At 65.8% G+C, this 23,682-nt stretch carries 17 protein-coding genes; 16 read left to right on the top strand and 1 reads right to left on the bottom strand.

What is annotated here, in order from left to right:
• The first annotated feature begins 254 nt into the window (after positions 1 to 254).
• A complete protein-coding gene (putA, locus tag EA795_RS11760) occupies positions 255 to 4,220 on the top strand; it encodes a trifunctional transcriptional regulator/proline dehydrogenase/L-glutamate gamma-semialdehyde dehydrogenase (protein ID WP_122077467.1) in 3,966 nt (1,321 codons plus the stop codon).
• 73 nt (positions 4,221 to 4,293) lie between these two features.
• Here putA and EA795_RS11755 read toward each other — a convergent pair whose 3' ends face one another.
• Positions 4,294 to 4,704, bottom strand: coding sequence for a VanZ family protein (locus EA795_RS11755; protein ID WP_240645005.1), 411 nt, complete (start codon positions 4,702 to 4,704; stop codon positions 4,294 to 4,296).
• A gap of 319 nt (positions 4,705 to 5,023) precedes the next feature.
• Between EA795_RS11755 and rhtA the strand changes: the two genes are divergently transcribed.
• The 15 genes from rhtA (at position 5,024) to dctP (ending at position 23,582) form a co-directional block, all read left to right on the top strand.
• Positions 5,024 to 5,875 carry a threonine/homoserine exporter RhtA gene (rhtA, locus tag EA795_RS11750; RefSeq protein ID WP_058077337.1) on the top strand — a complete coding sequence of 284 codons (852 nt, stop codon included), beginning with the start codon at positions 5,024 to 5,026 and terminating at the stop codon, positions 5,873 to 5,875.
• Positions 5,876 to 6,004: 129 nt separating this feature from the next.
• Positions 6,005 to 7,150: an ABC transporter permease gene (locus EA795_RS11745; RefSeq protein WP_122077463.1), complete on the top strand. Its 1,146-nt coding sequence runs from the start codon at positions 6,005 to 6,007 to the stop codon at positions 7,148 to 7,150.
• Positions 7,147 to 7,932, top strand: a complete 786-nt coding sequence (locus EA795_RS11740; RefSeq protein WP_122077461.1) for an ABC transporter ATP-binding protein — start codon at positions 7,147 to 7,149, stop codon at positions 7,930 to 7,932. The genes EA795_RS11745 and EA795_RS11740 overlap by 4 nt, the downstream gene beginning before the upstream one ends.
• Positions 7,932 to 8,870 (top strand): MlaD family protein, encoded by a 939-nt coding sequence (locus EA795_RS11735; RefSeq protein ID WP_122077459.1) that lies wholly within the window; start codon positions 7,932 to 7,934, stop codon positions 8,868 to 8,870. The genes EA795_RS11740 and EA795_RS11735 overlap by 1 nt, the downstream gene beginning before the upstream one ends.
• A gap of 140 nt (positions 8,871 to 9,010) precedes the next feature.
• Positions 9,011 to 9,640 (top strand): ABC-type transport auxiliary lipoprotein family protein, encoded by a 630-nt coding sequence (locus tag EA795_RS11730; RefSeq protein WP_122077457.1) that lies wholly within the window; start codon positions 9,011 to 9,013, stop codon positions 9,638 to 9,640.
• A 145-nt stretch (positions 9,641 to 9,785) separates the two neighbouring features.
• On the top strand, positions 9,786 to 10,862 hold the full coding sequence (locus EA795_RS11725) for an HlyD family secretion protein (RefSeq protein WP_058076306.1): 1,077 nt from the start codon (positions 9,786 to 9,788) through the stop codon (positions 10,860 to 10,862).
• Positions 10,859 to 13,600 (top strand): ribosome-associated ATPase/putative transporter RbbA, encoded by a 2,742-nt coding sequence (rbbA, locus tag EA795_RS11720; protein ID WP_122077455.1) that lies wholly within the window; start codon positions 10,859 to 10,861, stop codon positions 13,598 to 13,600. Before EA795_RS11725 ends, rbbA begins: the two co-directional genes overlap by 4 nt.
• Complete coding sequence (locus EA795_RS11715; RefSeq protein ID WP_014851015.1) at positions 13,601 to 14,716, top strand: ABC transporter permease; 1,116 nt, start codon at positions 13,601 to 13,603, stop codon at positions 14,714 to 14,716. It begins immediately after the preceding gene.
• 838 nt (positions 14,717 to 15,554) lie between these two features.
• Entirely contained in the window at positions 15,555 to 16,628 is a 1,074-nt protein-coding gene (rfbB, locus tag EA795_RS11710) for a dTDP-glucose 4,6-dehydratase (protein WP_115027291.1), read from the top strand.
• A complete protein-coding gene (rfbA, locus tag EA795_RS11705) occupies positions 16,625 to 17,497 on the top strand; it encodes a glucose-1-phosphate thymidylyltransferase RfbA (RefSeq protein ID WP_122077453.1) in 873 nt (290 codons plus the stop codon). The genes rfbB and rfbA overlap by 4 nt, the downstream gene beginning before the upstream one ends.
• Positions 17,494 to 18,039 (top strand): dTDP-4-dehydrorhamnose 3,5-epimerase, encoded by a 546-nt coding sequence (gene rfbC, locus EA795_RS11700; RefSeq protein WP_122077451.1) that lies wholly within the window; start codon positions 17,494 to 17,496, stop codon positions 18,037 to 18,039. Before rfbA ends, rfbC begins: the two co-directional genes overlap by 4 nt.
• Positions 18,036 to 18,947 (top strand): dTDP-4-dehydrorhamnose reductase, encoded by a 912-nt coding sequence (rfbD, locus tag EA795_RS11695; protein ID WP_122077449.1) that lies wholly within the window; start codon positions 18,036 to 18,038, stop codon positions 18,945 to 18,947. Before rfbC ends, rfbD begins: the two co-directional genes overlap by 4 nt.
• Positions 18,948 to 19,051: 104 nt before the next feature.
• Positions 19,052 to 20,857, top strand: coding sequence for a sensor histidine kinase (locus tag EA795_RS11690; protein WP_122077447.1), 1,806 nt, complete (start codon positions 19,052 to 19,054; stop codon positions 20,855 to 20,857).
• Entirely contained in the window at positions 20,854 to 22,251 is a 1,398-nt protein-coding gene (locus tag EA795_RS11685) for a sigma-54-dependent transcriptional regulator (protein WP_376748955.1), read from the top strand. The genes EA795_RS11690 and EA795_RS11685 overlap by 4 nt, the downstream gene beginning before the upstream one ends.
• 335 nt (positions 22,252 to 22,586) lie before the next feature.
• Positions 22,587 to 23,582 (top strand): C4-dicarboxylate TRAP substrate-binding protein DctP, encoded by a 996-nt coding sequence (gene dctP, locus EA795_RS11680; protein ID WP_122077445.1) that lies wholly within the window; start codon positions 22,587 to 22,589, stop codon positions 23,580 to 23,582.
• Positions 23,583 to 23,682: the final 100 nt, after the last annotated feature.

The following is a 23,682-nucleotide window of genomic DNA, read 5'->3' as shown; positions in this document are numbered from 1 at the left end:
CGAACGCTCATCCTGGCCTCAAGAGCCAAACCGCACACCGATGGCCGTGTCATCTGCTCTGCCATACTCTTCACGTCCCCTGCTAGTGTTAATCCAGTGGTTATGACACGACAGCCGCCGTGTCGGAGCCTTTCGCGATCTTTAACCGACAGGCTCGCTCGTTCATTCGTCGCCCTGCGGTTGCACCTGGTTGCACCTGCATTTGCGCCTCGGCTATCGTCGCGAATTCCGGTCATCTTCACGAGGACACATCCATGGCCACTACCACCCTCGGCGTCAAGCTGGACGAGGCGACTCGCGACCGTCTCAAGGAGGCTGCGCGCAAGATCGACCGCACCCCGCACTGGCTGATCAAGCAGGCGATTTTCAGCTACCTCGAAACCCTCGAGAACGGCACCCGCATGCCGGAGCTGAGCGCGCTGGCGCAGCGTATCGGCGAGGGTGACGAAGAGGCGCTGGAAGCCTTGGCCGAGCCGGCGTACCAGCCATTCCTCGAATTCGCTCAGAGCATCCTGCCGCAATCGGTGCTGCGCGCCGCGATCACCGCCGCTTATCGCCGCCCGGAGCCGGAGGTCGTGCCACTGATGCTGGAACAGGCGCGGCTCCCCGCCGAGCAAGCCAAGGCCAGCTACGACCTTGCCTATTGCCTGGCGGAAAACCTGCGCGAGCAGAAGGGCGCAACCGGGCGCGCCGGTCTGGTGCAGGGGCTGCTGCAGGAGTTTTCGCTGTCGTCCCAGGAAGGTGTGGCGCTGATGTGCCTGGCCGAGGCGCTGCTGCGCATCCCGGACAAGGGCACGCGCGATGCGCTGATCCGCGACAAGATCAGCACCGGCAACTGGCAGCAGCACCTGGGCCAGAGTTCGTCGATGTTCGTCAACGCGGCCTCCTGGGGCCTGCTGATCACCGGCAAGCTGGTTTCCACCCACAACGAGACCGGGCTTTCCAGCTCGCTCAATCGCCTGATCGGCAAGAGCGGCGAGCCGGTGATCCGCAAGGGCGTGGACATGGCCATGCGCCTGATGGGCGAGCAGTTCGTCACCGGCGAAACCATCGCCGAGGCTCTGGCCAACGCCAGCAAGCTCGAAGCCAAGGGCTTCCGCTATTCCTACGATATGCTCGGCGAAGCCGCGCTGACCGAGCTGGATGCACGCGCCTATCTGGCCTCCTACGAGCAGGCCATCCATGCCATCGGCAAGGCTTCCCACGGTCGTGGCATCTACGAAGGGCCGGGCATCTCGATCAAGCTTTCGGCGCTGCACCCGCGCTACAGCCGCGCCCAACACGAACGGGTGATGGACGAGCTGTACCCGCGCCTGCTGGAGCTGACCCGGCTGGCACGGCGTTACGACATCGGCCTGAATATCGACGCCGAGGAAGCCGACCGCCTGGAGCTGTCGCTGGACCTGCTCGAACGCCTGTGCTTCGAGCCCGAACTGCGCGGCTGGAACGGCATCGGTTTCGTCATCCAAGCTTACCAGAAGCGCTGCCCCGCCGTCATCGACTACCTGATCGACATGGCCCGCCGCAGCGGCCACCGCCTGATGATCCGCCTGGTCAAGGGCGCCTACTGGGACAGCGAGATCAAGCGCGCCCAGCTCGACGGCCTGGAAGGCTATCCGGTGTACACCCGCAAGATGTACACCGACATTTCCTACATCGCCTGCGCACGCAAGCTGCTGGCGGTGCCGGATGCCGTCTACCCGCAGTTCGCCACCCACAACGCCCATACACTGGCGACCATCTACCACCTGGCCGGCCCCAGCTATTACCCCGGCCAGTACGAGTTCCAATGCCTGCACGGCATGGGCGAGCCGTTGTACGAGCAGGTGGTGGGCAAGGTCTCGGAGGGCAAGCTCAACCGCCCCTGCCGCATCTACGCCCCGGTGGGCACCCATGAAACCCTGCTGGCCTACCTGGTGCGCCGCCTGCTGGAGAATGGTGCCAATACCTCCTTCGTCAACCGCATCGCCGACCAGTCGGTGTCCATCGCGCAACTGGTCGAGGACCCGGTGGTGAGCGTCGAGCAGGCCGCAGCCCGTGAAGGCAGCCTGGGACTACCGCATCCGCGCATCCCGCTGCCGATCGAGCTGTACGGCGAGGTGCGCACCAATTCCAGCGGCCTCGATCTGTCCAACGAGCACCGCCTGGCCTCGCTGTCCAGCGCGTTGCTCAGCCATCACGAGTGGAGCGCGCGGCCGATTCTGGCTGGTACCGAGAGCAGTGGCGACTGGGCCGAAGTGCGCAACCCGGCCGATCTGCGCGACCTGGTCGGCCGGGTACAGCAAGCCAGCCCCGAGGACGTCAGCCACGCACTGGACGCCGCCCAGGCCGCCGCACCGATCTGGCAGGCCACCCCGCCGGCCGAGCGTGCCGCCGTGCTGGAACGCGCCGCCGACCTGATGGAAGCGCAGCTCCAGCCGCTGATGGGCCTGCTCGCCCGCGAAGCCGGCAAGACCTTCAGCAACGGCATCGCCGAGGTGCGCGAGGCGGTGGACTTCCTGCGCTTCTACGCCATGCAGGCGCGCGAGGACTTCAGCAACGACAGCCATCGCCCGCTGGGGCCGGTGGTCTGCATCAGCCCCTGGAACTTCCCCATGGCGATCTTTACCGGCCAGGTGGCCGCCGCGCTGGCGGCGGGCAATACCGTGCTGGCCAAGCCCGCCGAGCAGACGCCGCTGATCGCCAGCCAGGCCGTGCACTTGCTGTTGCAGGCCGGCCTGCCGGAAGGCGTCCTGCAGCTGCTGCCCGGCGATGGCGGCGTGGTCGGCGATGCGCTGGTACGCGACGAGCGCATCCGCGGCGTGATGTTCACCGGCTCCACCGAGGTTGCCGCGATCATCGCGCGCAACCTCGCCGGGCGCCTGGATGCCCAGGGTCGACCGCTGCCGCTGATCGCCGAAACCGGCGGCCAGAACGCGATGATCGTCGACTCCTCGGCACTGACCGAACAGGTGGTGCTAGATGTCGTTTCCTCGGCCTTCGACAGCGCCGGCCAGCGCTGCTCGGCGCTGCGCGTGCTGTGCGTGCAGGAGGACGTGGCCGAGCGCGTGCTGACCATGCTCGAAGGCGCCATGGCCGAACACTGCGTCGGCAACCCGGACCACCTGGCCACCGACATCGGCCCGGTGATCGACCGCGAGGCCAAGGACAACATCGACAAGCACATCGCGGCCATGCGCGGCAAAGGCCGCCGCGTGGTGCAGAAGGCTCGCCATGCGCCGGATCAGCTGGCTCGCGGCACCTTCGTGGTGCCGACCCTGATCGAGCTGGAAAGCCTCGACGAGCTGCAGCGGGAAATCTTCGGCCCGGTCCTGCACGTGCTGCGCTACCCGCGCGAAGAACTCGACCAACTGCTCGACCAGATCAACGCCAGCGGCTACGGCTTAACCCTCGGCGTGCACACCCGCATCGACGAAACCATCGCCCAGGTGACCAGCAAGGCCCATGTCGGCAACCTCTACGTCAACCGCAACATCGTCGGCGCTGTGGTCGGGGTGCAGCCGTTCGGTGGCGAAGGCCTGTCCGGCACCGGACCCAAGGCCGGCGGGCCGCTGTATCTGTATCGCCTGTTGACCACCTGCCCGGCCGATGGCGCCGCCGCGACCTTCGCCCGCATGGATGCTCAGAGCAACATCGAACGCCAGGGCCAGGAGCGACCCGTTGCGGGCCATCGGGCCGCGCTGGATGCCTTCCGCCAGTGGGCCAAGGGCCGCAACGAGGGATTGAGCGAGGCCTGCGAGCGCTTCGCCGCGCTGTCGCAAAGCGGCGTGACCCGTGTGCTGGTCGGCCCGACCGGCGAGCGCAACAGCTACACCCTGCTGCCGCGCGAACGCGTGCTGTGCCTGGCCGATGACGAGCAGGATCGTCTCGTCCAGCTGGCGGCGCTGCTGGCCGTCGGCAGCAAGGCCGTCTGGCCCGATGACGAAAGCACCCGCGCGCTGCGCCTGCAGCTACCGGCGCCGGTGCAGAATCGCATCGAAAGCGTCGCCCAGTGGCAGGACGAAGGCATCGCCTTCGACGCCGTGCTGCATCACGGCGACAGCGATCAGCTGCGCGAAGTCTGTCGTCAGGTGGCGACGCGCCCCGGCCCCATCGTGGCGGTGCATGCCTATGATCGCGGCGATCGCGCGGTGCTGCTCGAGCGCCTGCTGGTGGAGCGCTCGCTGAGCGTCAACACCGCGGCGGCAGGTGGTAATGCGAGCCTGATGAGCATCGGCTGAGGCATTTCGCGGTCAGCCCGCGCGGCGGCTCGGAGTGGCCGCGCGGGCTGCGGATGAACGACCCTGGAGCAGCTCAGGATTGGCTGAGGCTCTCCAGGCTCACCACGTCCGGTTCGCCCGTCTCCTGGCGTGCCGCACCACTGCGCAGATACCAGAAATACGCCAGCTGCGCGCACCCCCAGCCCAGCAGCACGCCCAGCGTATTGGCGAGCATGTCACCCGCCGAAGCGGTACGGTGCGGCTGCAGACCTTGGGCGATTTCGATCGCCAGCGCGGCACTCAGGCTGGCCAGCACCGCCCAGAACAGGCGCCAGCGCGGAAACGCCAGGCGCAGGGTGAACATCAGCGCGGCGAAGCCGAGCAGATGGTGCAGCTTGTCCTGTTGCTCGAACACTTGTGGAACCGGCTCGGGTTTCAACCCACTGAACAGAATGACCGCCAGCACGGCGATGAAAGGCACTACGCGCAAGACATATAAGGGCAAATCGGAAACTCGCTATGGTTGCTCGGCTGAAAGCCCGGAAAACAGGGCGATGATACTGACGAGGCGGCGGGTGATCAGCCCCGCGCTCGCCTGCGTACCGACGGTGCCCGCTATTGAGGACGAATGCCCTCGATAGTTTCATCCCGGTGTCAGACACGCGACGAGCCGGCATCGGCGTTCACTGTGCTCGATGTAGCCAGGAATTGCCGGCACGCTGGCTTCTACGACGGGTCCAGCGATAATGCCGAGGAGCAGGCGGAGACACCCTCCTCGCTCCCTCATTCCACGCCCGACAAGCTTTAACCGAGTAGGACATTTCATGCCACGCACCGCCCTTCTCGTTCCCATCGCCCTGCTGGCGGTGGCCATGGTTTCGATCCAGAGCGGCGCCTCCCTGGCCAAAAACCTGTTCCCGCTTGTTGGCGCCGAAGGCACCACGGCCCTGCGCCTGGTGCTCGGTGCAATCATCCTGTCGCTGGTGATGCAACCCTGGCGTGCACGGCTGGACCTGCGCAAGTGCCGGTCCCTGCTGGCCTATGGCCTGGCGCTGGGTGGCATGAACCTGATGTTCTACATGTCGCTGCAGCGCATTCCCCTCGGCATTGCCGTCGCCCTCGAGTTCACCGGCCCGCTGGCCCTGGCGCTGTTTTCGTCGCGCCGCCTGCTGGATTTCGTCTGGGTCATTCTGGCCATAACCGGTTTGTGGATGCTGCTGCCAACCGGGGCCACGCAGCATGCCATCGACCCCGGCGGCGCGGCGCTGGCGCTCGGCGCCGGGGTTTGCTGGGCGCTATACATCGTCTTCGGGCAGAAAGCGGGCGCCGAGCATGGCCGTCATACCGTTGCCCTCGGCACCTGGGTCGCAGCCCTGCTGGTGCTGCCCATAGGGGTCTGGCATGCGGGTGGCGATCTGCTGTCGCTGGACCTGCTGCCCATCGCGCTGGGCGTCGCAGTGCTCTCCTCGGCCCTGCCCTATAGCCTGGAAATGGTCGCCCTGACCCGCCTGCCGGCACGCACCTTCAGCATCCTGATGAGCCTGGAGCCAGCCGTCGCCGCGCTCTGTGGCCTGGCGTTCCTCGGCGAGCGGCTGCTCTGGGGCCAATGGCTGGCCGTGGCCGCTATCATCGTTGCCTCCGCCGGCGCGGCCGCCACCATCAGGCCCAAGAAATGACCATCGCCCCTGCTCGATCGGCAATGCATGGGGCACGGCCTGCCGACTCCAGCAGGCTACAAAGCGCAACGACTCCCGCCCTGCCAAGCTGCTAGGATCAGCTCGACGCCTTCAGAGACCGCCCTTTCGATGCCGCAACCGCCTTCGCCACCCGGCCAGCTCCAGCGCCAGCCTGCAGACGCGGGACAGCCAGCGCGGCTGGCGATTCTCGGCGACTGGACCCTGGCGCACTACACCGCGCTCAAGCGCGAGGTCGAACGGGCCGCCGCGCCGCTCGACGGCGAACAGTCGATCGATCTCGACGGGCTGGGCGAGCTGGACACGGCCGGCGCGGGCTTGCTGGTGGAGTTGCTCGGCGTGCGGCGCGTCATGCAGCTGGGTTCGGCCCGCTTGCCGAGCGAACGCCTGGCACTGCTGCAGCTGGTAGCTGCGGCGCTGGACGGCCCGCCCACTCCGGCGGAGCCGAAAACCTCGGGGCTGGCCGACGTGCTGGCGGATATCGGCCGTACTCTGGTCAATCTGTGGAACCAGCAGAAAACCCTGCTCGGCTTCATCGGCCTGACCCTGCAGACGCTGTTCGTCACGCTCTGGCGCCCACGGCGCTGGCGGCTTACCTCGCTGGTGGCGCATATCGAGCGAACCGGCCTGGACGCCATGCCCATCGTCGCGCTGCTGACCTTTCTGGTCGGCGCGGTAGTGGCCTTTCTCGGCGCCACGGTGCTGGCCGACTTCGGCGCCAGCATCTACACGGTCAACCTGGTGGCCTTCGCCTTCCTGCGCGAATTCGGCGTGCTGCTGGCGGCGATCCTGCTGGCCGGGCGCACCGCCAGCGCCTTCGCCGCGCAGATCGGCGCGATGAAGGCCAACGAGGAAATCGATGCGATCCGCGCCCTCGGCCTGAACCCGGTGGAACTGCTGGTACTGCCACGGGTGCTGGCAATGCTGATCACCCTGCCGGTACTGACCTTCGTCGGGATGCTCTGCGGCATCGTCGGCGGGCTGGTGGTCTGCGCGCTGGCGCTGGATATCTCGCCGGCGATGTTCTTCACCATCCTGCAGCGCGACATTTCGCTGAACCATTTTCTGGTCGGCCTGGGCAAGGCGCCGCTTTTCGCCTTCCTGATCGCGGTGATCGGCTGCCTGGAAGGCTTCAAGGCCAGTGGCAGCGCGCAGTCGGTGGGCGAACACACCACCTCCAGCGTGGTGCAATCGATCTTCGTGGTGATCCTGCTGGATGCGATCGCCGCGCTGTTTTTCATGGAGATGGGCTGGTGAATGCGGCCGATGCGGTGATCGAAGTTCGCGGCCTGGCCAACCGCTTCGGTCGCCAGAGCGTGCACGAAAACCTCGACCTGGATATCCGTCGCGGCGAAATCCTCGGCGTGGTGGGCGGCTCGGGCTCGGGCAAGTCGGTGCTGCTGCGCAGCATCGTCGGCCTGCGCCGGCCCAATGCGGGCAGCGTGCGGGTGTTCGGCGAAAACCTGCTGGAGCTGCCGACCCGGCGCCGCTCGGAAATCGAGCGGCGCTTCGGTGTGCTGTTCCAGCGCGGCGCCCTGTTCACCTCGCTCAACCTGCAGGAGAACGTCGCCCTGCCGCTGATCGAACACGCCGGCCTGGCGCGCGACGACGCCGAATACCTGGCCCGGCAGAAACTGGCGCTGGCCGGCCTGCCCGCCGATGCCGCCTGCAAGTATCCCGATCAACTGTCCGGCGGCATGATCAAACGCGCCGCGCTGGCACGCGCCCTGGCGCTGGACCCGGAGGTGCTGTTTCTCGACGAGCCCACCGCCGGACTCGACCCCATCGGCGCCGCAGCCTTCGATCAGTTGCTGCTGACCCTGCGCGACGCGCTGGGCCTGAGCGTGTTTCTGGTCACCCATGACCTGGATACGCTCTACGCCATCTGCGACCGTGTCGCGGTGCTGGCGCAAAAGCGCGTGCTGGCGGTCGATACGCTGGCGGCCGTGGCCGCCACCGATGATCCCTGGATTCGCGAATACTTCCATGGCCCGCGTGGCCGCGCCGCGCAGGCAGCGCAGAAGCAGGAGAGGTTCTGATGGAAACCCGTGCCCATCACGTCCTGATCGGACTCTTCACCGTACTGGCGGTCGGCAGCGCGCTGCTGTTCGCGCTGTGGCTCGGCAAGTCCAGCATGGATCGTGAGTACAGCTACTACGAAGTCGGCTTCAACCAGGCGGTGAGCGGCCTGTCGCGCGGCAGCGCGGTGGAATACAGCGGCATCAAGGTCGGCGACGTCACCGACCTGTGGCTCGAGCCCGACGACCCACGCAAGGTTCGCGCGCGCATTCGCGTGTATGGCGGCACACCCATCCGGCAGGACACCCAGGCGCGCCTGGCGCTGGCCAACATCACCGGTAGCATGATCATCCAGCTGCACGGCGGCACACCGGACAGCCCGCGTCTGGAGGGCGATCGCCGCGATCCGCCACTGATCATCGCCGATCCGTCGCCGCTCGCCGCACTGCTGGAGAATGGCGAAGACCTGATGAGCAACATCAACAACCTGCTGGTCAGCGCCAACAAGATCTTTTCCGAGGAAAACACCACGCGGCTGAGCCAGACCCTGGCGCATCTCGAACAAGCCACCGGCGTGCTGTCCGACCAGCGCGGCGACCTCGCCGGTGCCTTGCGCCAGTTCAGCCAGCTGGGCGAACAGGCCAACAGGGTGCTCGCCGATATCAGCCAGCTGACCCGCAACACCAACGGTCTGCTGGACGAACAGGGCCGCAGCCTGCTCGACAGCGCCGAGCAATCCATGGCGGCGTTGGAGCGCGCCACTTTGCGCCTGGACGGTCTGCTGGCCGACAATCAGGGCGCGCTGAACAACGGCCTGCAAGGCTTCAACGAACTGGGCCCGGCGATCAACGAGTTGCGCACCACCCTGGGCGCGCTGCGCCGCGTGACCCAACGCCTGGAAGACAACCCGAGCGGCTTCCTGCTCGGTCGGGACAAGCTGCAGGAGTTCACCCCATGAGGGCATCTCTAAAAACTATCTACGTTGCCATCGCTGCGTTGAAAACGGGCTCAAAATGCTCATTTACAACACGTAAACTCCGCTTTCTCACCCGCTTTCGCCTTGCGCTGGCTGCCTCGCCTACGTTTTTGGAGGTGCCTATGAAATGCCTTGGTCCGCTTCGTCACCTCGCCGTGCTCGCCCTCGTCGGTAGCCTTGGCGCCTGTGCATTGCTGCCGGAAGGCGAGACCCTGCGGATCTTCCTGCTACCCGGCGAAGCGCGCACGGCCCCGCAAGGCGTCGCCGTACCGCTCGATCTGACGTTGCAGATCGCCACCCCGAACGCCAGCCGGGCGTTGTCCAGCGCCCGCATCGCGGTAGTGCCGCAGCCCAACCAGCTCAGCAGCTACCGCGGCGCGCGCTGGAGCGATGCGGCACCGCAACTGCTGCGCGACCGCCTGATCGAAGCCTTCCAGCAGGACGGCCGATTGCCTTCGGTGGTCAACGAGGACGCCAATCTGTATGCCGACCTCGGCCTTTTCAGCGATCTGCGTGCCTTCCAGAGCGAGTACGTCGACGGCGTTCCGCAGGTGGTGATCCAGTTGCAGGCCCGGCTGGTGAGCCGGCATGACCAACGCACCTTCAGCACCCGACGCTTCGAAGTGCGCCAGCCCAGCGCCGACTCGAGCGTGGAAAGCGTGGTCGAGGCGTTCGGCCGCGCCAGCGATGCGCTGAGCCGGGAGCTGATCGCCTGGACGATCGCCCAGGCGCGGCAACGCGACGCCGACTGACGGCGCCCTAATCGCGGCGGAATTGATCCAGGTAAACACGCGTTGGGCTTCAGCGGCCTAGGATTGCTTAACAGGCCGTTGAAAACCTGGCAGAGGCGGGTTTTTCAACAGCCTGCCAACGATCTCGGTTCGCAGGAGCAATTCCATGAGTCAGGCACACCGTTCAACGTTGCGCAGGATCCTGGTGATCACCGCCGTGCTCGCCGTCGTGGCGCTGCTGGCCTGGCTGGAAATGCGCCCGAGCGGCCTCGGCGAGGGCTTCGCCAGCGGCAACGGGCGGATCGAGGCCACCGAAATCGACGTGGCCACCAAGCTGGCCGGCCGAGTGGTCGAGATCAACGTCGACGAAGGCGATTTCGTTCAGCCCGGGCAGGTACTGGCGCGGATGGACACTGAAGTGCTGCAGGCGCAGCTCAAACAGGCCGAGGCCCAGGTGCGCCAGGCGGAAAACGCCATCCTCACCGCCCGCGCCCTGGTCGCCATGCGCGAGAGCGAAAAGGCCACCGCCGAGGCGGTCGTCCATCAGCGGCAGGCCGAGCTGACCGCCGCCACCAAGCGCCACCAGCGCACCGCGGTGCTGGTGGAACGCAACGCCATGGCTCGCCAGCAACTGGACGATGACGTTGCCGCCAAGCAGAGCGCCCAGGCCGCGCTGGCCGCCTCCCGCGCGCAGGTACTCAGCGCCGAGGCCGGCATCGCCGCGGCGAAATCCCAGGTGATCGAGGCCGAATCCGCGCTCGAGGCGGCCAGGGCCAGCGTTGCGCGGCTGCAGGCCGATATCGCCGATAGCCAGCTGAAGACCGACCGCGTGGCCCGCGTGCAGTATCGCGTGGCGCAGCCCGGCGAGGTGCTGGGTGCCGGCGGCAAGCTGCTCAACCTGGTCGACCTGGCCGACGTCTACATGACCTTCTTCCTGCCCGAGCGCCAGGCGGGCCGTGTCGCCATCGGCGCGGACGTGCATCTGGTGGTCGATGCGGCACCGCAGTACGTGATTCCGGCAAAGGTCAGCTATGTGGCCAGCGTCGCGCAGTTCACGCCCAAGACCGTGGAGACCGAGAGCGAACGGGAAAAGCTGATGTTCCGGGTCAAGGCGCGGATCGATCCGCAACTGCTGGAGAAGCACCTGGAGCAGGTCAAGACCGGCTTGCCGGGCATGGCCTACCTGAAGCTCGACGCCGCGGCCGAGTGGCCTGAACACCTGCAGATCAACGTCACGCCATGAGCGATTCCCCGTCTGCGGTGGTGCACGTCAGCGAGCTGACGCTGCGCTACGGTGCCACCTGTGCACTGGACGACGTCAGCCTGGAAATCCCGGCCAACCGCATGGTCGGCCTGATCGGCCCCGACGGGGTCGGCAAGTCCAGCCTGCTCGCGCTGATCGCCGGGGCGCGCCGCATCCAGCAGGGCCAGGTCCGGGTGCTCGATGGCGACATGGCCGACAAACGCCATCGCCGCCGGGTCTGCCCGCGCATCGCCTACATGCCGCAGGGGCTGGGCAAGAATCTCTACCCGACCCTCACCGTGTTCGAGAACCTGGATTTCTTCGGCCGCCTGTTCGGCCAGGATGCCGAAGAGCGCCGCCAGCGCATCGCCGATCTGACCCACAGCACCGGTCTGGCGCCCTTCACCGAGCGCCCGGCCGGCAAGCTGTCGGGCGGCATGAAGCAGAAGCTGGGGCTGTGCTGTGCGCTGATCCACGACCCGGACCTGCTGATCCTCGACGAACCCACCACCGGCGTCGACCCACTGGCGCGCAGCCAGTTCTGGGAGCTGATCGCGCGCATCCGCGGCAACCGTCCCGGCATGAGCGTGCTGGTGGCGACCGCCTACATGGACGAGGCGCAGCGTTTCGACTGGCTGGTGGCCATGGACGAAGGCCGCGTGCTGGATACCGGCACGCCGGCCGAACTGCTGGCGCGCACCGCCAGCGAGGATCTGGAGTCGGCCTTCGTCGCACTGCTGCCTGAAGCCAGGCGACGTGGCCATCAGGCGCTGGTGATCCCGCCGCGCGTGCAACACGAAGGCGCGCCGCAGATCGCCATCGAGGCCCACGACCTGACCATGCGCTTCGGCGATTTCGTCGCCGTGGATCGGGTCAACTTCCGCATCGAGCGCGGGGAAATCTTCGGCTTCCTCGGTTCCAACGGCTGCGGCAAGTCGACCACCATGAAGATGCTCACCGGCCTGCTGCCGGCCAGCGAGGGCGAGGCGTTCCTGTTCGGCCAGCCGGTGGACGCCAGCGGCATCGATACGCGCCGCCGGGTCGGCTACATGTCCCAGGCGTTCTCGCTGTACGGCGAGCTGACGGTGCGCCAGAACCTCGACCTGCATGCGCGGCTGTTCCACATTCCGGCGGCGCAGCGGGGCGAGCGGATCGAGCAGATGCTGGAGCGCTTCGAGCTGACGACGGTCGCCGACAGCCTGCCCAGGGACCTGCCGCTGGGCGTGCGCCAGCGCCTGTCGCTGGCCGTGGCGGTGATCCACAAACCGGAAATGCTGATCCTCGACGAGCCCACGTCCGGCGTCGACCCGGTGGCCCGCGACGGTTTCTGGAGGCTGCTGGTGGAGCTGTCGCGCGAAGACGGCGTGACCATCTTCATCTCCACCCATTTCATGAACGAAGCGCTGCGTTGCGACCGCATGTCGATGATGCACGCCGGCCGTGTGCTGGACAGCGACACGCCGCGCGGACTGATGGCCAAGCGCGGCTTGCCGACGCTGGAAGAGACCTTCATCGCCTACCTGCAGGACGCCACCACCGATGACGCCCAGCCAGAGGCCACGCCAGTTGCCGCCGTCGTTCCGGCAACCGGCACGGGCAGCGAACGGCAGGCGCGCTTCAGCCTGCGCCGCCTGCTCAGCTACAGCCAGCGCGAAGCCACGGAGCTGCGCCGCGATCCGATCCGCGCGACCCTGGCGATGCTCGGCACCGTGCTGCTGATGTTCATCATGGGCTATGGCATCAGCCTGGACGTGGAGGACCTCGGCTACGCCGTGCTGGACCGCGACCAGACCACCACCAGCCAGGCCTATGCGCTGAACATCGCCGGCTCGCGCTATTTCACCGAGAAGGCGCCGCTGCGCGACTACACCGAGCTGGATCAGCGTCTGCGCAGCGGCGAGATCAGCCTGGCGGTGGAGATTCCGCCGAACTTCGGCCGGGACCTCAAGCGCGGCAATACGCCCCAGGTCGGCTTCTGGGTCGACGGCGCGATGCCGACCCGCGCCGATACCATCCGGGGCTACGTCCAGGGCATTCACCTCAGCTACCTGCAGCAGCTAAGCCGCGAAGCCACCGGCAACGCGCCGCAAAGCCAGGTGGACATCGCCCTGCGCTATCGCTACAACCCCGACGTGCAGAGCCTGCCGGCCATGGTGCCGGCGGTGATTCCGCTGTTGCTGATGCTGATCCCGGCCATGCTCACCGCCCTCGGCGTGGTGCGCGAGAAGGAGCTGGGCTCGATCACCAACCTCTACGTCACGCCGGTCACGCGGCTGGAGTTCCTGCTGGGCAAGCAGCTGCCCTACGTCGCCATGGGCATGGTCAATTTCTTCATGATGGTGGCACTGGCCGTGCTGGTGTTCGGGGTGCCGATCAAGGGCAGCCTGCTGACGCTGGTACTGGGCGCGCTGCTCTACGTCATCTGCGCCACCGGCCTGGGCCTGCTGATGTCGTCGATCCTCAACAGCCAGATCGCGGCGATCTTCGGGACCGCCATCGCGACGCTGGTGCCGGCGGTGCAGTTTTCCGGGCTGCTGCATCCGATCTCGGCGATGGAGGGCGCCGGCGCCTTCATCGGCAATATCTACCCGACCAGCCATTTCCTCACCATCAGCCGCGGCGTGTTTTCCAAGGCGCTGGGGCTGGCCGATCTGTATCCCTATTTCATCCCTCTGTTGCTGGCCATCCCGGTGCTGATCCTGCTCAGCGTCGCCGGCCTGAAGAAGCAGGAGAAGTAGATGCGCAAGCTGTCGAACATCCTGCAGCTGGGCATCAAGGAGCTGCGCAGCCTGTACCGTGACCCGGCGCTGGTACTGCTGATTCTCTATGCCTTCAGCCTGGGCATCTACTCCAGCGCCACCGGCGTGCCGGAAGCCCCGCACCGGGCGGTGATCGGCGTCATCGACGAGGATCGCTCACAGGTCTCGACACGCATCATCGACGCCTTCCAGCCACCCTATTTCCTCGAGCCCGTGCCCATCGACCTGGCGCAGATGGACAGCGGCATGGATGCCGGGCTCTACACCTTCACCCTGGATATCCCGCCGAACTTCCAGCAGGACCTGCTCGCCGGACGCCAGCCCTCGATCCAGCTCAATGTCGATGCGACGCAGGTCAGCCAGGCCTTCACCGGCGCCGGGCACATCCAGCAGATCATCAATGCCGAGGTGACGGCGTTCCTCGCCCGTTATCGCAGCGACACCGCGCTGCCCGTCGAGGCGGTGGTGCACATGGCCTTCAACCCGAACCTGGTGCGCGCCTGGTTCGGCGCGGTGAACGAGGTGATCAACCAGATCACCATGCTCTCGATCATCCTCACCGGCGCCGCGCTGATCCGCGAGCGCGAGCACGGCACCATCGAGCACCTGCTGGTGATGCCGGTGACGCCGTTCGAGATCATGAGCGCCAAGGTCTGGTCCATGGGCCTGGTAGTGCTGGTGGCCTCGGCGCTCTCCCTGCGCCTGATCGTCGAAGGCTGGCTGCAGGTGCCGATTCAGGGCTCGCTCCTGCTGTTCGCCTGCGGCGTGGCGTTGCACCTGTTCGCCACCACCTCGATGGGCATCTTCTTCGGCACGCTGGCGCGCTCGATGCCACAACTGGGTTTGCTGGTCATCCTCACGCTGATGCCGCTGCAGATCCTCTCCGGCGGCATGACACCACGCGAGAGCATGCCGGAGATCGTCCAGAACCTGATGCTGGCGGCACCAACCACACACTTCGTCGAGCTGGCCCAGGCGATCCTCTTCCGCGGCGCCGGGGCGGATATCGTCTGGCCACAGCTGGTGGCGCTGGTGGTGATTGGCGGGGTGTTTTTCGTTGGGGCGTTGTCGCGGTTGCGGAGGTCGTTGCGGTAGGACTGGACAAAGCATGGCTTAAGCCAGACCGGGAGGTAAGTATGGATACCGGACTGGCAAGATTGGTATAGCAGTTCGATTTGGAGCTTCGGTGCTAAACCGATTACCGAGTGTGCTGATACACCTGGTTTCGGCCCCCCGGCCGAGTCACTTTCTCTTTGCTCGCGCGAAAGAGAAAGTAACCAAAGAGGAAGCGCGCCCGACATCCGGCCGCGGCGACGCCGGGGTTCCCTCCTGACGGGGAACTGGCTCCGAGTCGCTTGAAAGATTGTTGGTGTTGCTTGGGCTTTGCTTCTTTTTGCACGAACCAACAGGCGCCACCAACCGCCCCTTTCAGGAGGGTGAGCGGAATCGTTGCGTAGAGGGGCGAGCCGCAGGGATGCGGCGAGAGTCGTAAAGGGCCAAGGATGGCCCTTGTACGACGACCCTCGGAGCGGCGATGGAGCGAACGAACCCCGGCGCAGCCGGGGCCGGATGCAGGGGCAAGCGTTTTTGGTTACTTTTTTCGCGACTGAAAAAAGTGACTCGCCCAGCAGGGCGAAACCCGCGCCATCGAGCAACTCGATAAACGATCACGAAAGCGAAACTTTCATTCAACCACCCAATCTTGCCAGTCGGTGTCCGCCCCAGACCTCATTCAGAATCCGCCTCGCCCCATCCGAACACCTCCAGCACCCCGCCCGCCTGGCTTTACGCCACTACACTCATGTTTACTCCGGTAACATAACGGTCACCCGGCCGACCACGGTGCTCGGGAATTTTTGTATCGACGGCCGGTCTATCCTGCCGACATGCTAAGAGCCTGCCGCTCAGCAGCGCGCCAAGGAAGCCAATCATCATGCGCATTCTCGTCACCGGCGGGGCCGGGTTCATCGGCTCGGCCCTGATCCGCCATCTCATTCGCGACACCGAGCACAGCGTGCTCAACCTGGACAAGCTCACCTACGCCGGCAACCTCGAATCCCTGGCGGAAGTGGATGGCGATACGCGCTATCAATTCCTGCAGGCCGACATCGCCGATCGTGAGCGGATTAGCGAAGCGCTGCTGGAGTTCCAGCCGGACGCCATCATGCACCTGGCCGCCGAATCCCATGTCGATCGCTCCATCGACGGTCCTGCCGAGTTCATCCAGACCAATATCGTCGGCACCTACCAGTTGCTGGAAGCCGCCCGCGCCTACTGGCAGAGTCTGCCGGAAGGCCGTCGTGAAGCCTTCCGCTTCCACCACATTTCCACCGACGAGGTGTACGGCGACCTGCACGGCGTCGACGACCTGTTCACCGAGACCACGCCCTATGCGCCCAGCTCGCCCTATTCGGCCAGCAAGGCTTCGTCCGACCATCTGGTCCGTGCCTGGCAGCGCACCTACGGCCTGCCGGTGCTGATCACCAACTGCTCGAACAACTACGGCCCCTATCACTTCCCCGAAAAGCTGATCCCATTGGTGATCCTCAACGCGCTGGATGGCAAGCCGCTGCCGGTCTACGGCGACGGCGCCCAGGTACGTGACTGGCTCTATGTCGAGGACCACGCCCGCGCGCTGTTCAAGGTGGTCAGCGAAGGGAAGGTCGGTGAGACCTACAACATCGGCGGCCACAACGAGCAGAAGAACATCGACGTGGTGCGCGGCATCTGCGCGCTGCTGGAAGAGCTGGCGCCGAGCAAGCCCGAAGGCGTGGCGCGCTATGAAGACCTGATCACCTTCGTCAAGGATCGCCCCGGCCACGACCTGCGCTACGCCATCGATGCCGGCAAGATCGAGCGTGAGCTGGGCTGGGTCCCGCAGGAAACCTTCCAGACCGGCCTGCGCAAGACCGTGCAGTGGTACCTGGACAACCTCGAATGGTGCCGTCGCGTACAGGATGGCAGCTATCAACGTGAGCGCCTCGGCGCCCTGGAGAACATCGCATGAAGGGAATCATCCTTGCCGGCGGCTCCGGCACCCGGCTGCACCCGATCACCCTCGGGGTATCCAAGCAGCTGCTGCCGATCTACGACAAACCCATGGCCTACTACCCGATCTCGGTGCTGATGCTCGCCGGTATCCGCGAGATCCTGGTCATCTCCACACCACAGGACCTGCCGCAGTACCGCAACCTGCTGGGCGACGGCAGCCAGTTCGGGGTCAGCTTCAGCTATGCCGAGCAGCCCTCGCCGGACGGCCTGGCCCAGGCCTTCCTGATCGGCGAGGAATTCATCGGCGACGATTCGGTGTGCCTGATCCTCGGCGACAACATCTTCCACGGCCAGCATTTCACCGAGAAGCTGCAGCGCGCCTCGGCGCAGAAAAGCGGCGCCACGGTGTTCGGCTACTGGGTCAAGGACCCTGAGCGATTCGGCGTGATCGACTTCGACGAGAACGGCAAGGCGCTGTCCATCGAGGAGAAGCCGCAGCAGCCCAAGTCCAGCTATGCGGTCACCGGCCTGTACTTCTACGACAACGACGTGGTCGAGATCGCCAAGACGATCAAGCCCTCGCCGCGCGGCGAGCTGGAGATCACCGACGTCAACAATGCCTACCTCAAGCGTGGCGACCTCAACGTCGAGCGCTTCGGTCGCGGCTTCGCCTGGCTCGACACCGGTACCCACGACAGCCTGCTGGAAGCCTCGCAGTACGTGCAGACCATCGAGCATCGCCAGGGCCTCAAGGTCGCCTGCCTGGAGGAAATCGCCTACCAGCACAAGTGGATCGACCGCGAGCAGCTGCTGCGCCGCGCCGATGCGCTGGGCAAGACCGGCTATGGCCAGTACCTGTTCAAGATCGCCGGGGAACACCCATGAAGGTCATCGAAACCAGCATTCCCGATGTGCTGATCATCGAACCGAAGGTCTTCGGCGACGAGCGTGGATTCTTCTACGAGAGCTTCAACGCCGCAGCCTTCGAGGCGGCGACCGGGCTCAAGCGCAGCTTCGTCCAGGACAACCATTCCAAGTCCCAGCGCGGCGTGCTGCGCGGCCTGCATTACCAGATCCAGCAGCCCCAGGGGAAACTGGTGCGGGTGGTGGCCGGCGAGGTGTTCGACGTGGCCGTGGACCTGCGCCGCAGCTCGCCGAGCTTCGGACGCTGGGCCGGCACCCACCTGAGCGCCGAGAACCAGCGCCAGCTGTGGATTCCCGAAGGCTTCGCCCATGGCTTCGTGGTCCTCAGCGAGAGTGCCGAGTTCCTCTACAAGACCACCGACTACTATGCGCCGGAGCATGAGCGCAGCCTGTTGTGGAATGACCCCGAACTCGGCATCCAATGGCCGATCGAGCAGGCGCCGCAATTATCCGGCAAGGATGCGGCAGGCAAACGCTTGAGCGAGGCAGACCTGTTCCCATGAAGATCCTGATCACCGGCAGCAAGGGGCAACTGGCTCAGGCCCTGCAAACCTCGCTTGCGGGTGAAGGCACCGTATTGGCGCTGGGGCACAACGCCATGAACCTGGCCGATCCAGAACAGATACGCCAGCAGATCGGCCTGCTACGCCCGGACCTGATCGTCAACGCGGCCGCCTACACGGCCGTGGATCTCGCCCAGGAGCAGGCCGAGCTGGCCTATGCGGTCAATGCCACCGGCCCGCGGGTGCTGGCCGAAGAGGCCGCCAGGCTGGGGGTGCCGCTGATCCACTATTCCACCGACTACGTCTTCGACGGGCGCAAGCCGCAGCCCTACAGCGAAGACGACGTGCCGCACCCCCTGAGCGTCTACGGTGCCAGCAAGCTGGCCGGCGAGCAGGCGATTGCCGCGGTAGGCGGCGAGCACCTGATCCTGCGCACCAGCTGGGTCTATTCGCTGCAGGGCCGCAACTTCCTGCTGACCATGCAGCGACTTTTGCAGCAACGAGACTCGCTCACCGTGGTCAGCGACGAGATCGGCGCGCCGACCTGGGCGGGCACCATCGCCCGCGCCACCGCGCAGCTGATCAACGCCCGGCGCAAAGGCCACGGTGAGTTCAATGGCCTGTACAACCTGACCGCCAGCGGCGAAACCTCCTGGTACGGGTTCGCCCGCTCGATCGCTGGCCACCTGCGCCAGCAGGATCGCCTGTGCGCGGAAATCGAGCCGATCGCCTCGAAGAACTACCCGACCGCGGCCGAGCGTCCGCTCAATTCGCGCCTCGACTGCTCACGCCTGCAACGCGACTGGGACATCCGGCTCCCGCATTGGGAGGCTGCCCTGCAGGAATGTCTGGCCCAAACCCGTTGCTGCCAACCGGAACAGCCGCTGCCGGCCACCCAGAGCGTCTGAACGGACGACGCCAGGCGACGCCTTGCCTGACGAGGGCCGACAGATACAGGCGCCCTCGACGCTGCGAATGTGCATAATCGTGCCGGACCCACAGGCACACACGCATGACCGCACCCGTAACTCCGCGTCGCCCCCGCTGGCGCAACCTGGCCTTGCTGGCCCTGCTGCTGGCGCCGCTGCTCTGGCCGTTGCAGCAATTGGCCGAGCGTTATTACAGCAACGAGCTGATCGAACAGAATCGCCAGACGCTCGATCTCTATGTCGCCAACCTGCTGGGCATCCTGAGCCGCTACGAAGTATTGCCGCGCATCCTCGGTGACCTGCCCGCGTTGCGCGCCGCCCTGCATGGCGCCGAAGAGCCGGCGGTGCGCGACAGCGCCAATCGCCTGCTGAAGAAGCTGCACCGGCAGACCGGTGCCGATGTGATCTACCTGATGGACCTGGAAGGCACCACGCTGGCCTCCTCCAACTGGGACGACCCGGACAGCTTCGTCGGGCGCAACTTCGCCTTTCGGCCGTACTTCCGCCAGGCCATGGAAGGACAAGGCCGGCTCGGACGCTTCTTCGGCCTCGGCAATACCTCCGGCAAGCGCGGCTACTACTTCGGCGCCGCTGTGTACGACGATGAAAAGGCCATCGGCGTGCTGGTGGTCAAGGTCGACCTGGACCACACCGAGACGCTCTGGGGTAATACGCCGGAACGGCTGCTGGTGACCGACAACTTCGGCGTGGTGATCCTGACCTCGCAGCCGGAGTGGCGCTTTCGCGCCACCCGCGGGCTGGAGGAGGACGAACGCGAACAGATCCGCTTCGATCAACCCTACACCACACTCAATCCGCGGCACCTGACGCTGGATATCGATTCCTGGCTGATCCAGAGTCGCGAACTCAAGGAGATCGACTGGACGGTGCGCATCCTGGCGCCCGTCAGCCTGGTCGAGCGACCGGTGCGCACCGTGGTCGCCATCGGTGCCGCGACCCTCCTGGCGCTGCTGCTCTGGCTCGGCCTGTTGATGCAGCGCCGGCGGCATTTCATCGAACGTCTGGCGCTGGATACCCGCGCCCGCCAGCAGCTGGAACAGCGCGTTCAGGAGCGCACCCGGGACCTTGAGGCGCTGAACCGGCGGCTGAAGGTCGAGGTGCTCGAGCGCGAGCAGGCCCAGCAGGAACTGGTCCGCGCCCAGGACGAACTGCTGCAGGCTGGCAAACTCTCGGCGCTGGGCACCATGAGCGCCAGCATTAGTCACGAGCTCAACCAGCCGCTGGGCGCCATCCGCAGCTATGCCGACAACGCCGGGGTGCTGCTCGATCAGCAACGCAACGAGGAGGCGCGCGACAACCTCAAGCTGATCAGCGAGCTCACCGCGCGAATGGCCTCGATCATCGCCCACCTGCGCGCCTTCGCCCGCCGCGACCGCCATGCGCCCGAGCGCGTGGCGTTGCAACCGGCGCTGGACGATGCCCTGGCGCTGCTGGCCAAACGTCGCCAGGCGCTGGGCGTCGAGCTGATTCGCGACCTGCCGGAAGCGACCCTCTGGGTCCAGGCGGGCGAGACGCGCCTGCGGCAGATCCTCTCCAATCTGCTGGCCAACGCCCTCGACGCGCTGAAGGAGCGGCCGCCGGAGCGGCGCATCTGGCTGCGAGCCGAGCGCAACGAAGGCGGTGTGCTGCTGACCCTGCGCGACAACGGCCCCGGTTTCAGCACTGAGGCGCTGCAGCGCGCCCGCGAGCCCTTCTTCACTACCAAGACCAGTACCCAGGGGCTGGGCCTGGGCCTGGCCATCTGCGATACCCTTGCCCGCGCCCTGGATGGCGAGCTGACCCTGGCCAACCATCCCGAAGGCGGCGCCCAGTTATGTCTTTACCTGCGCAGCGCCGATCCGGGCGTGACCTTTCCGAGCGAGGACTGAACCGCATGAGTCAGATCGATTCCCAGACCCAGGTGTTGCTGGTCGACGACGATCCCTACCTGCGCAAGGCGCTGAGCCAGACCCTCGATCTCGCCGGGTTGCGCGTACTCGGCCTGGACGACGCCCGCGGCCTGGCGGCGCGATTGCCGGCGGACTGGCCGGGCGTGGTGGTCAGCGATATCCGCATGCCGGGGCTGGATGGCCTGCAGCTGCTGCAACAGCTACAGGACCACGATGCGGAACTGCCGGTGTTGCTGATCACCGGCCATGGCGACATCCAGCTGGCGGTGCAGGCGATGCGCGCCGGCGCCTACGACTTCCTGGAAAAGCCTTTTCCCAGCGAGGCCCTGCTCGACAGCGTGCGCCGGGCCCTGGCCCTGCGCCAGCTGGTGCTGGACAACCGCAGCCTGCGTCTGGCCCTGGCCGACCGCCAGCAACTGTCGGCGCGCCTGCTCGGCCAGTCACCGGCCATGCAGCGCCTGCGCGAGCAGATCGGCGCATTGGCCGGTACCCAGGCCGACGTGCTGATCCTCGGTGAAACGGGTGCGGGCAAGGAAGTCGTGGCGCGGGCCCTGCACGACCTGTCCAGCCGTCGCGACGGCCCCTTCGTCGCCATCAATGCCGGTGCGCTGGCCGAATCCGTGGTCGAGAGCGAGCTGTTCGGCCACGAAGCCGGCGCGTTCACCGGCGCGCAGAAACGCCGTATCGGCAAGTTCGAATTCGCCAACGGCGGCACCCTGTTCCTCGACGAGATCGAGAGCATGAGCCTGGACGTGCAGGTCAAGCTGCTGCGCATGCTGCAGGAGCGCGTAGTCGAGCGACTGGGCGGCAACCAGTCGATCAGCCTGGATATCCGCGTGATCGCCGCCACCAAGGAGGATCTGCGCCTGGCCTCCGACCAGGGCCGTTTCCGCGCCGACCTCTACTACCGGCTGAACGTCGCCCCGCTGCGTATTCCGCCGCTGCGCGAGCGCAGCGAAGACATGCTGTTCCTGTTCCAGCATTTCACCGAGACCGCCGCGAGTCGCCATGGTTTGCCGGTCCGCGAGGTGCGTCCCGAACAGCGCGGCCAGCTCTTGCGCCACACCTGGCCCGGCAATATCCGCGAACTGCAGAACACCGCCGAACGTTTCGCTCTGGGCCTGCCACTGGGCCTGGAGCCTGTCGACGAAGTACCCCACGCACCTGCCGAGGCGAGTGGCGCGAGCCTGGGCGAACAGGTGGAAGCCTTCGAGCGCGCGCTGATCGCCGCGGAACTGGCGCGTCCGCACGGTTCGCTGCGCAGCGTCGCCGAAGCGCTGGGCCTGCCCCGCAAGACCCTGCACGACAAATTGCGCAAGCATGGCCTGAGCTTTACCGAAGCTGGCGGAAGTTCGCCCGAGGATGGCGATTGACTGGCGGCTTTCCGCCACATTCTTTTCAGCTCCGTTGTTGGCGACGACTGGAGCCTGGGGCTTTCTTCCGATGCTGCTAGGTTTAAAACGGCGAATTAGAGGTGTCGCCGGAAAATTAGCGGCAGCATTCCGGCGCAAGCCGGGTACACTTCGGCGGCCAAGGGTAGCGCGATGGCCATGTGGCACAGCGTTTGCTCTTGTAACAAGATGAGCCGGCAAAGCGGATCGCAGTTGGCATATCGGCGTTCCACCGATGATGCCTGGTTCGTCCAGCCGGTTATTGCCGGGCTGCCTCTGATCCGGGCAGCTCATTCACAACAAGAGGAAAAACAACAATGTTCAAACTGACTGCCAAGGCGCTCGCGTGCGCCCTGTCGCTGAGCATCGCGGGCATGGTCCAGGCGGCCGATCCGATCAGCATCAAGTTCTCCCACGTGGTTGCCGAAAACACGCCGAAAGGCCAGGGCGCCCTGCTGTTCAAGAAGCTGGTGGAAGAGCGTCTGGCTGGCAAGGTCGAGGTTCAGGTCTACCCGAACTCCTCGCTGTTCGGTGACGGCAAGGAAATGGAAGCGCTGCTGCTGGGCGACGTTCAGCTGATCGCGCCTTCGCTGGCCAAGTTCGAGCACTACTCCAAGGGCGTTCAGGTATTCGACCTGCCGTTCCTGTTCGACGACATCGAAGCGGTCGATCGCTTCCAGAAGGGCGAAGCCGGCCAGAAGCTGCTGCGCTCCATGGAAGACAAGAACATCACCGGTCTGGGCTACTGGCACAACGGCCTGAAGCAGCTGTCGGCCAACAAGCCGCTGCGTGAGCCCAAGGATGCCCGTGGTCAGAAGTTCCGCGTACAGGCTTCCGCCGTGCTCGACGAGCAGTTCAAGGCGGTGCGCGCCAACCCGCGCAAGATGAGCTTCGCCGAGGTGTATCAGGGCCTGCAGACTGGCGTGGTCAACGGTGCAGAGAACCCGTACTCGAACATCTACTCGCAGAAGATGCACGAAGTACAGAAGTACATCACCGAGTCCAACCACGGTCTGCTGGACTACATGCTGATCACCAACACCAAGTTCTGGAACGGTCTGCCGGATGACGTGCGTGGCGAACTGGAAAACATCCTGGTCGAAGTCACCGCCGAGGTGAACAAGCTGGCCGACGAGCTGAACAAGGGTGACAAGCAGCGCATCCTGGATGCCGGCACCACCGAGATCATCTACCTGACTCCGGAAGAGCGTAACCTGTGGCGTGAAGCCATGAAGCCGGTCTGGAAGAAGTTCGAAGGCGAGATCGGTGCTGACCTGATCAAGGCCGCCGAAGCTGCCAACCAGGGCGCGTAATGCCCATGGAGGGGTGGGTATCCCCACCCCTCTGCTTCACCACCGGTGATACCGACAGATCAGTGAAAAGCCAGGCAACTGCCGAGCCGAAGTCCCGACG

It is taken from the genome of Stutzerimonas nitrititolerans, from assembly GCF_003696285.1.
In the GTDB taxonomy this organism is placed as follows: Bacteria; Pseudomonadota; Gammaproteobacteria; order Pseudomonadales; family Pseudomonadaceae; genus Stutzerimonas; species Stutzerimonas nitrititolerans.
The sequence above is the reverse complement of the archived record's forward strand: the minus strand, read 5'-3'. Positions and strand labels throughout refer to the sequence as shown.

Excerpts from the sequence above, each read along its gene's own strand:
- putA (WP_122077467.1), top strand. The coding sequence starts at position 255 with ATGGCCACTACCACCCTCGGCGTCAAGCTGGACGAGGCGACTCGCGAC.
- rhtA (WP_058077337.1), top strand. The coding sequence starts at position 5,024 with ATGCCACGCACCGCCCTTCTCGTTCCCATCGCCCTGCTGGCGGTGGCC.
- EA795_RS11745 (WP_122077463.1), top strand. The coding sequence starts at position 6,005 with ATGCCGCAACCGCCTTCGCCACCCGGCCAGCTCCAGCGCCAGCCTGCA.
- EA795_RS11735 (WP_122077459.1), top strand. The coding sequence starts at position 7,932 with ATGGAAACCCGTGCCCATCACGTCCTGATCGGACTCTTCACCGTACTG.
- EA795_RS11730 (WP_122077457.1), top strand. The coding sequence starts at position 9,011 with ATGAAATGCCTTGGTCCGCTTCGTCACCTCGCCGTGCTCGCCCTCGTC.
- EA795_RS11725 (WP_058076306.1), top strand. The coding sequence starts at position 9,786 with ATGAGTCAGGCACACCGTTCAACGTTGCGCAGGATCCTGGTGATCACC.
- rbbA (WP_122077455.1), top strand. The coding sequence starts at position 10,859 with ATGAGCGATTCCCCGTCTGCGGTGGTGCACGTCAGCGAGCTGACGCTG.
- EA795_RS11715 (WP_014851015.1), top strand. The coding sequence starts at position 13,601 with ATGCGCAAGCTGTCGAACATCCTGCAGCTGGGCATCAAGGAGCTGCGC.
- rfbB (WP_115027291.1), top strand. The coding sequence starts at position 15,555 with ATGCGCATTCTCGTCACCGGCGGGGCCGGGTTCATCGGCTCGGCCCTG.
- rfbA (WP_122077453.1), top strand. The coding sequence starts at position 16,625 with ATGAAGGGAATCATCCTTGCCGGCGGCTCCGGCACCCGGCTGCACCCG.
- rfbC (WP_122077451.1), top strand. The coding sequence starts at position 17,494 with ATGAAGGTCATCGAAACCAGCATTCCCGATGTGCTGATCATCGAACCG.
- rfbD (WP_122077449.1), top strand. The coding sequence starts at position 18,036 with ATGAAGATCCTGATCACCGGCAGCAAGGGGCAACTGGCTCAGGCCCTG.
- EA795_RS11690 (WP_122077447.1), top strand. The coding sequence starts at position 19,052 with ATGACCGCACCCGTAACTCCGCGTCGCCCCCGCTGGCGCAACCTGGCC.
- dctP (WP_122077445.1), top strand. The coding sequence starts at position 22,587 with ATGTTCAAACTGACTGCCAAGGCGCTCGCGTGCGCCCTGTCGCTGAGC.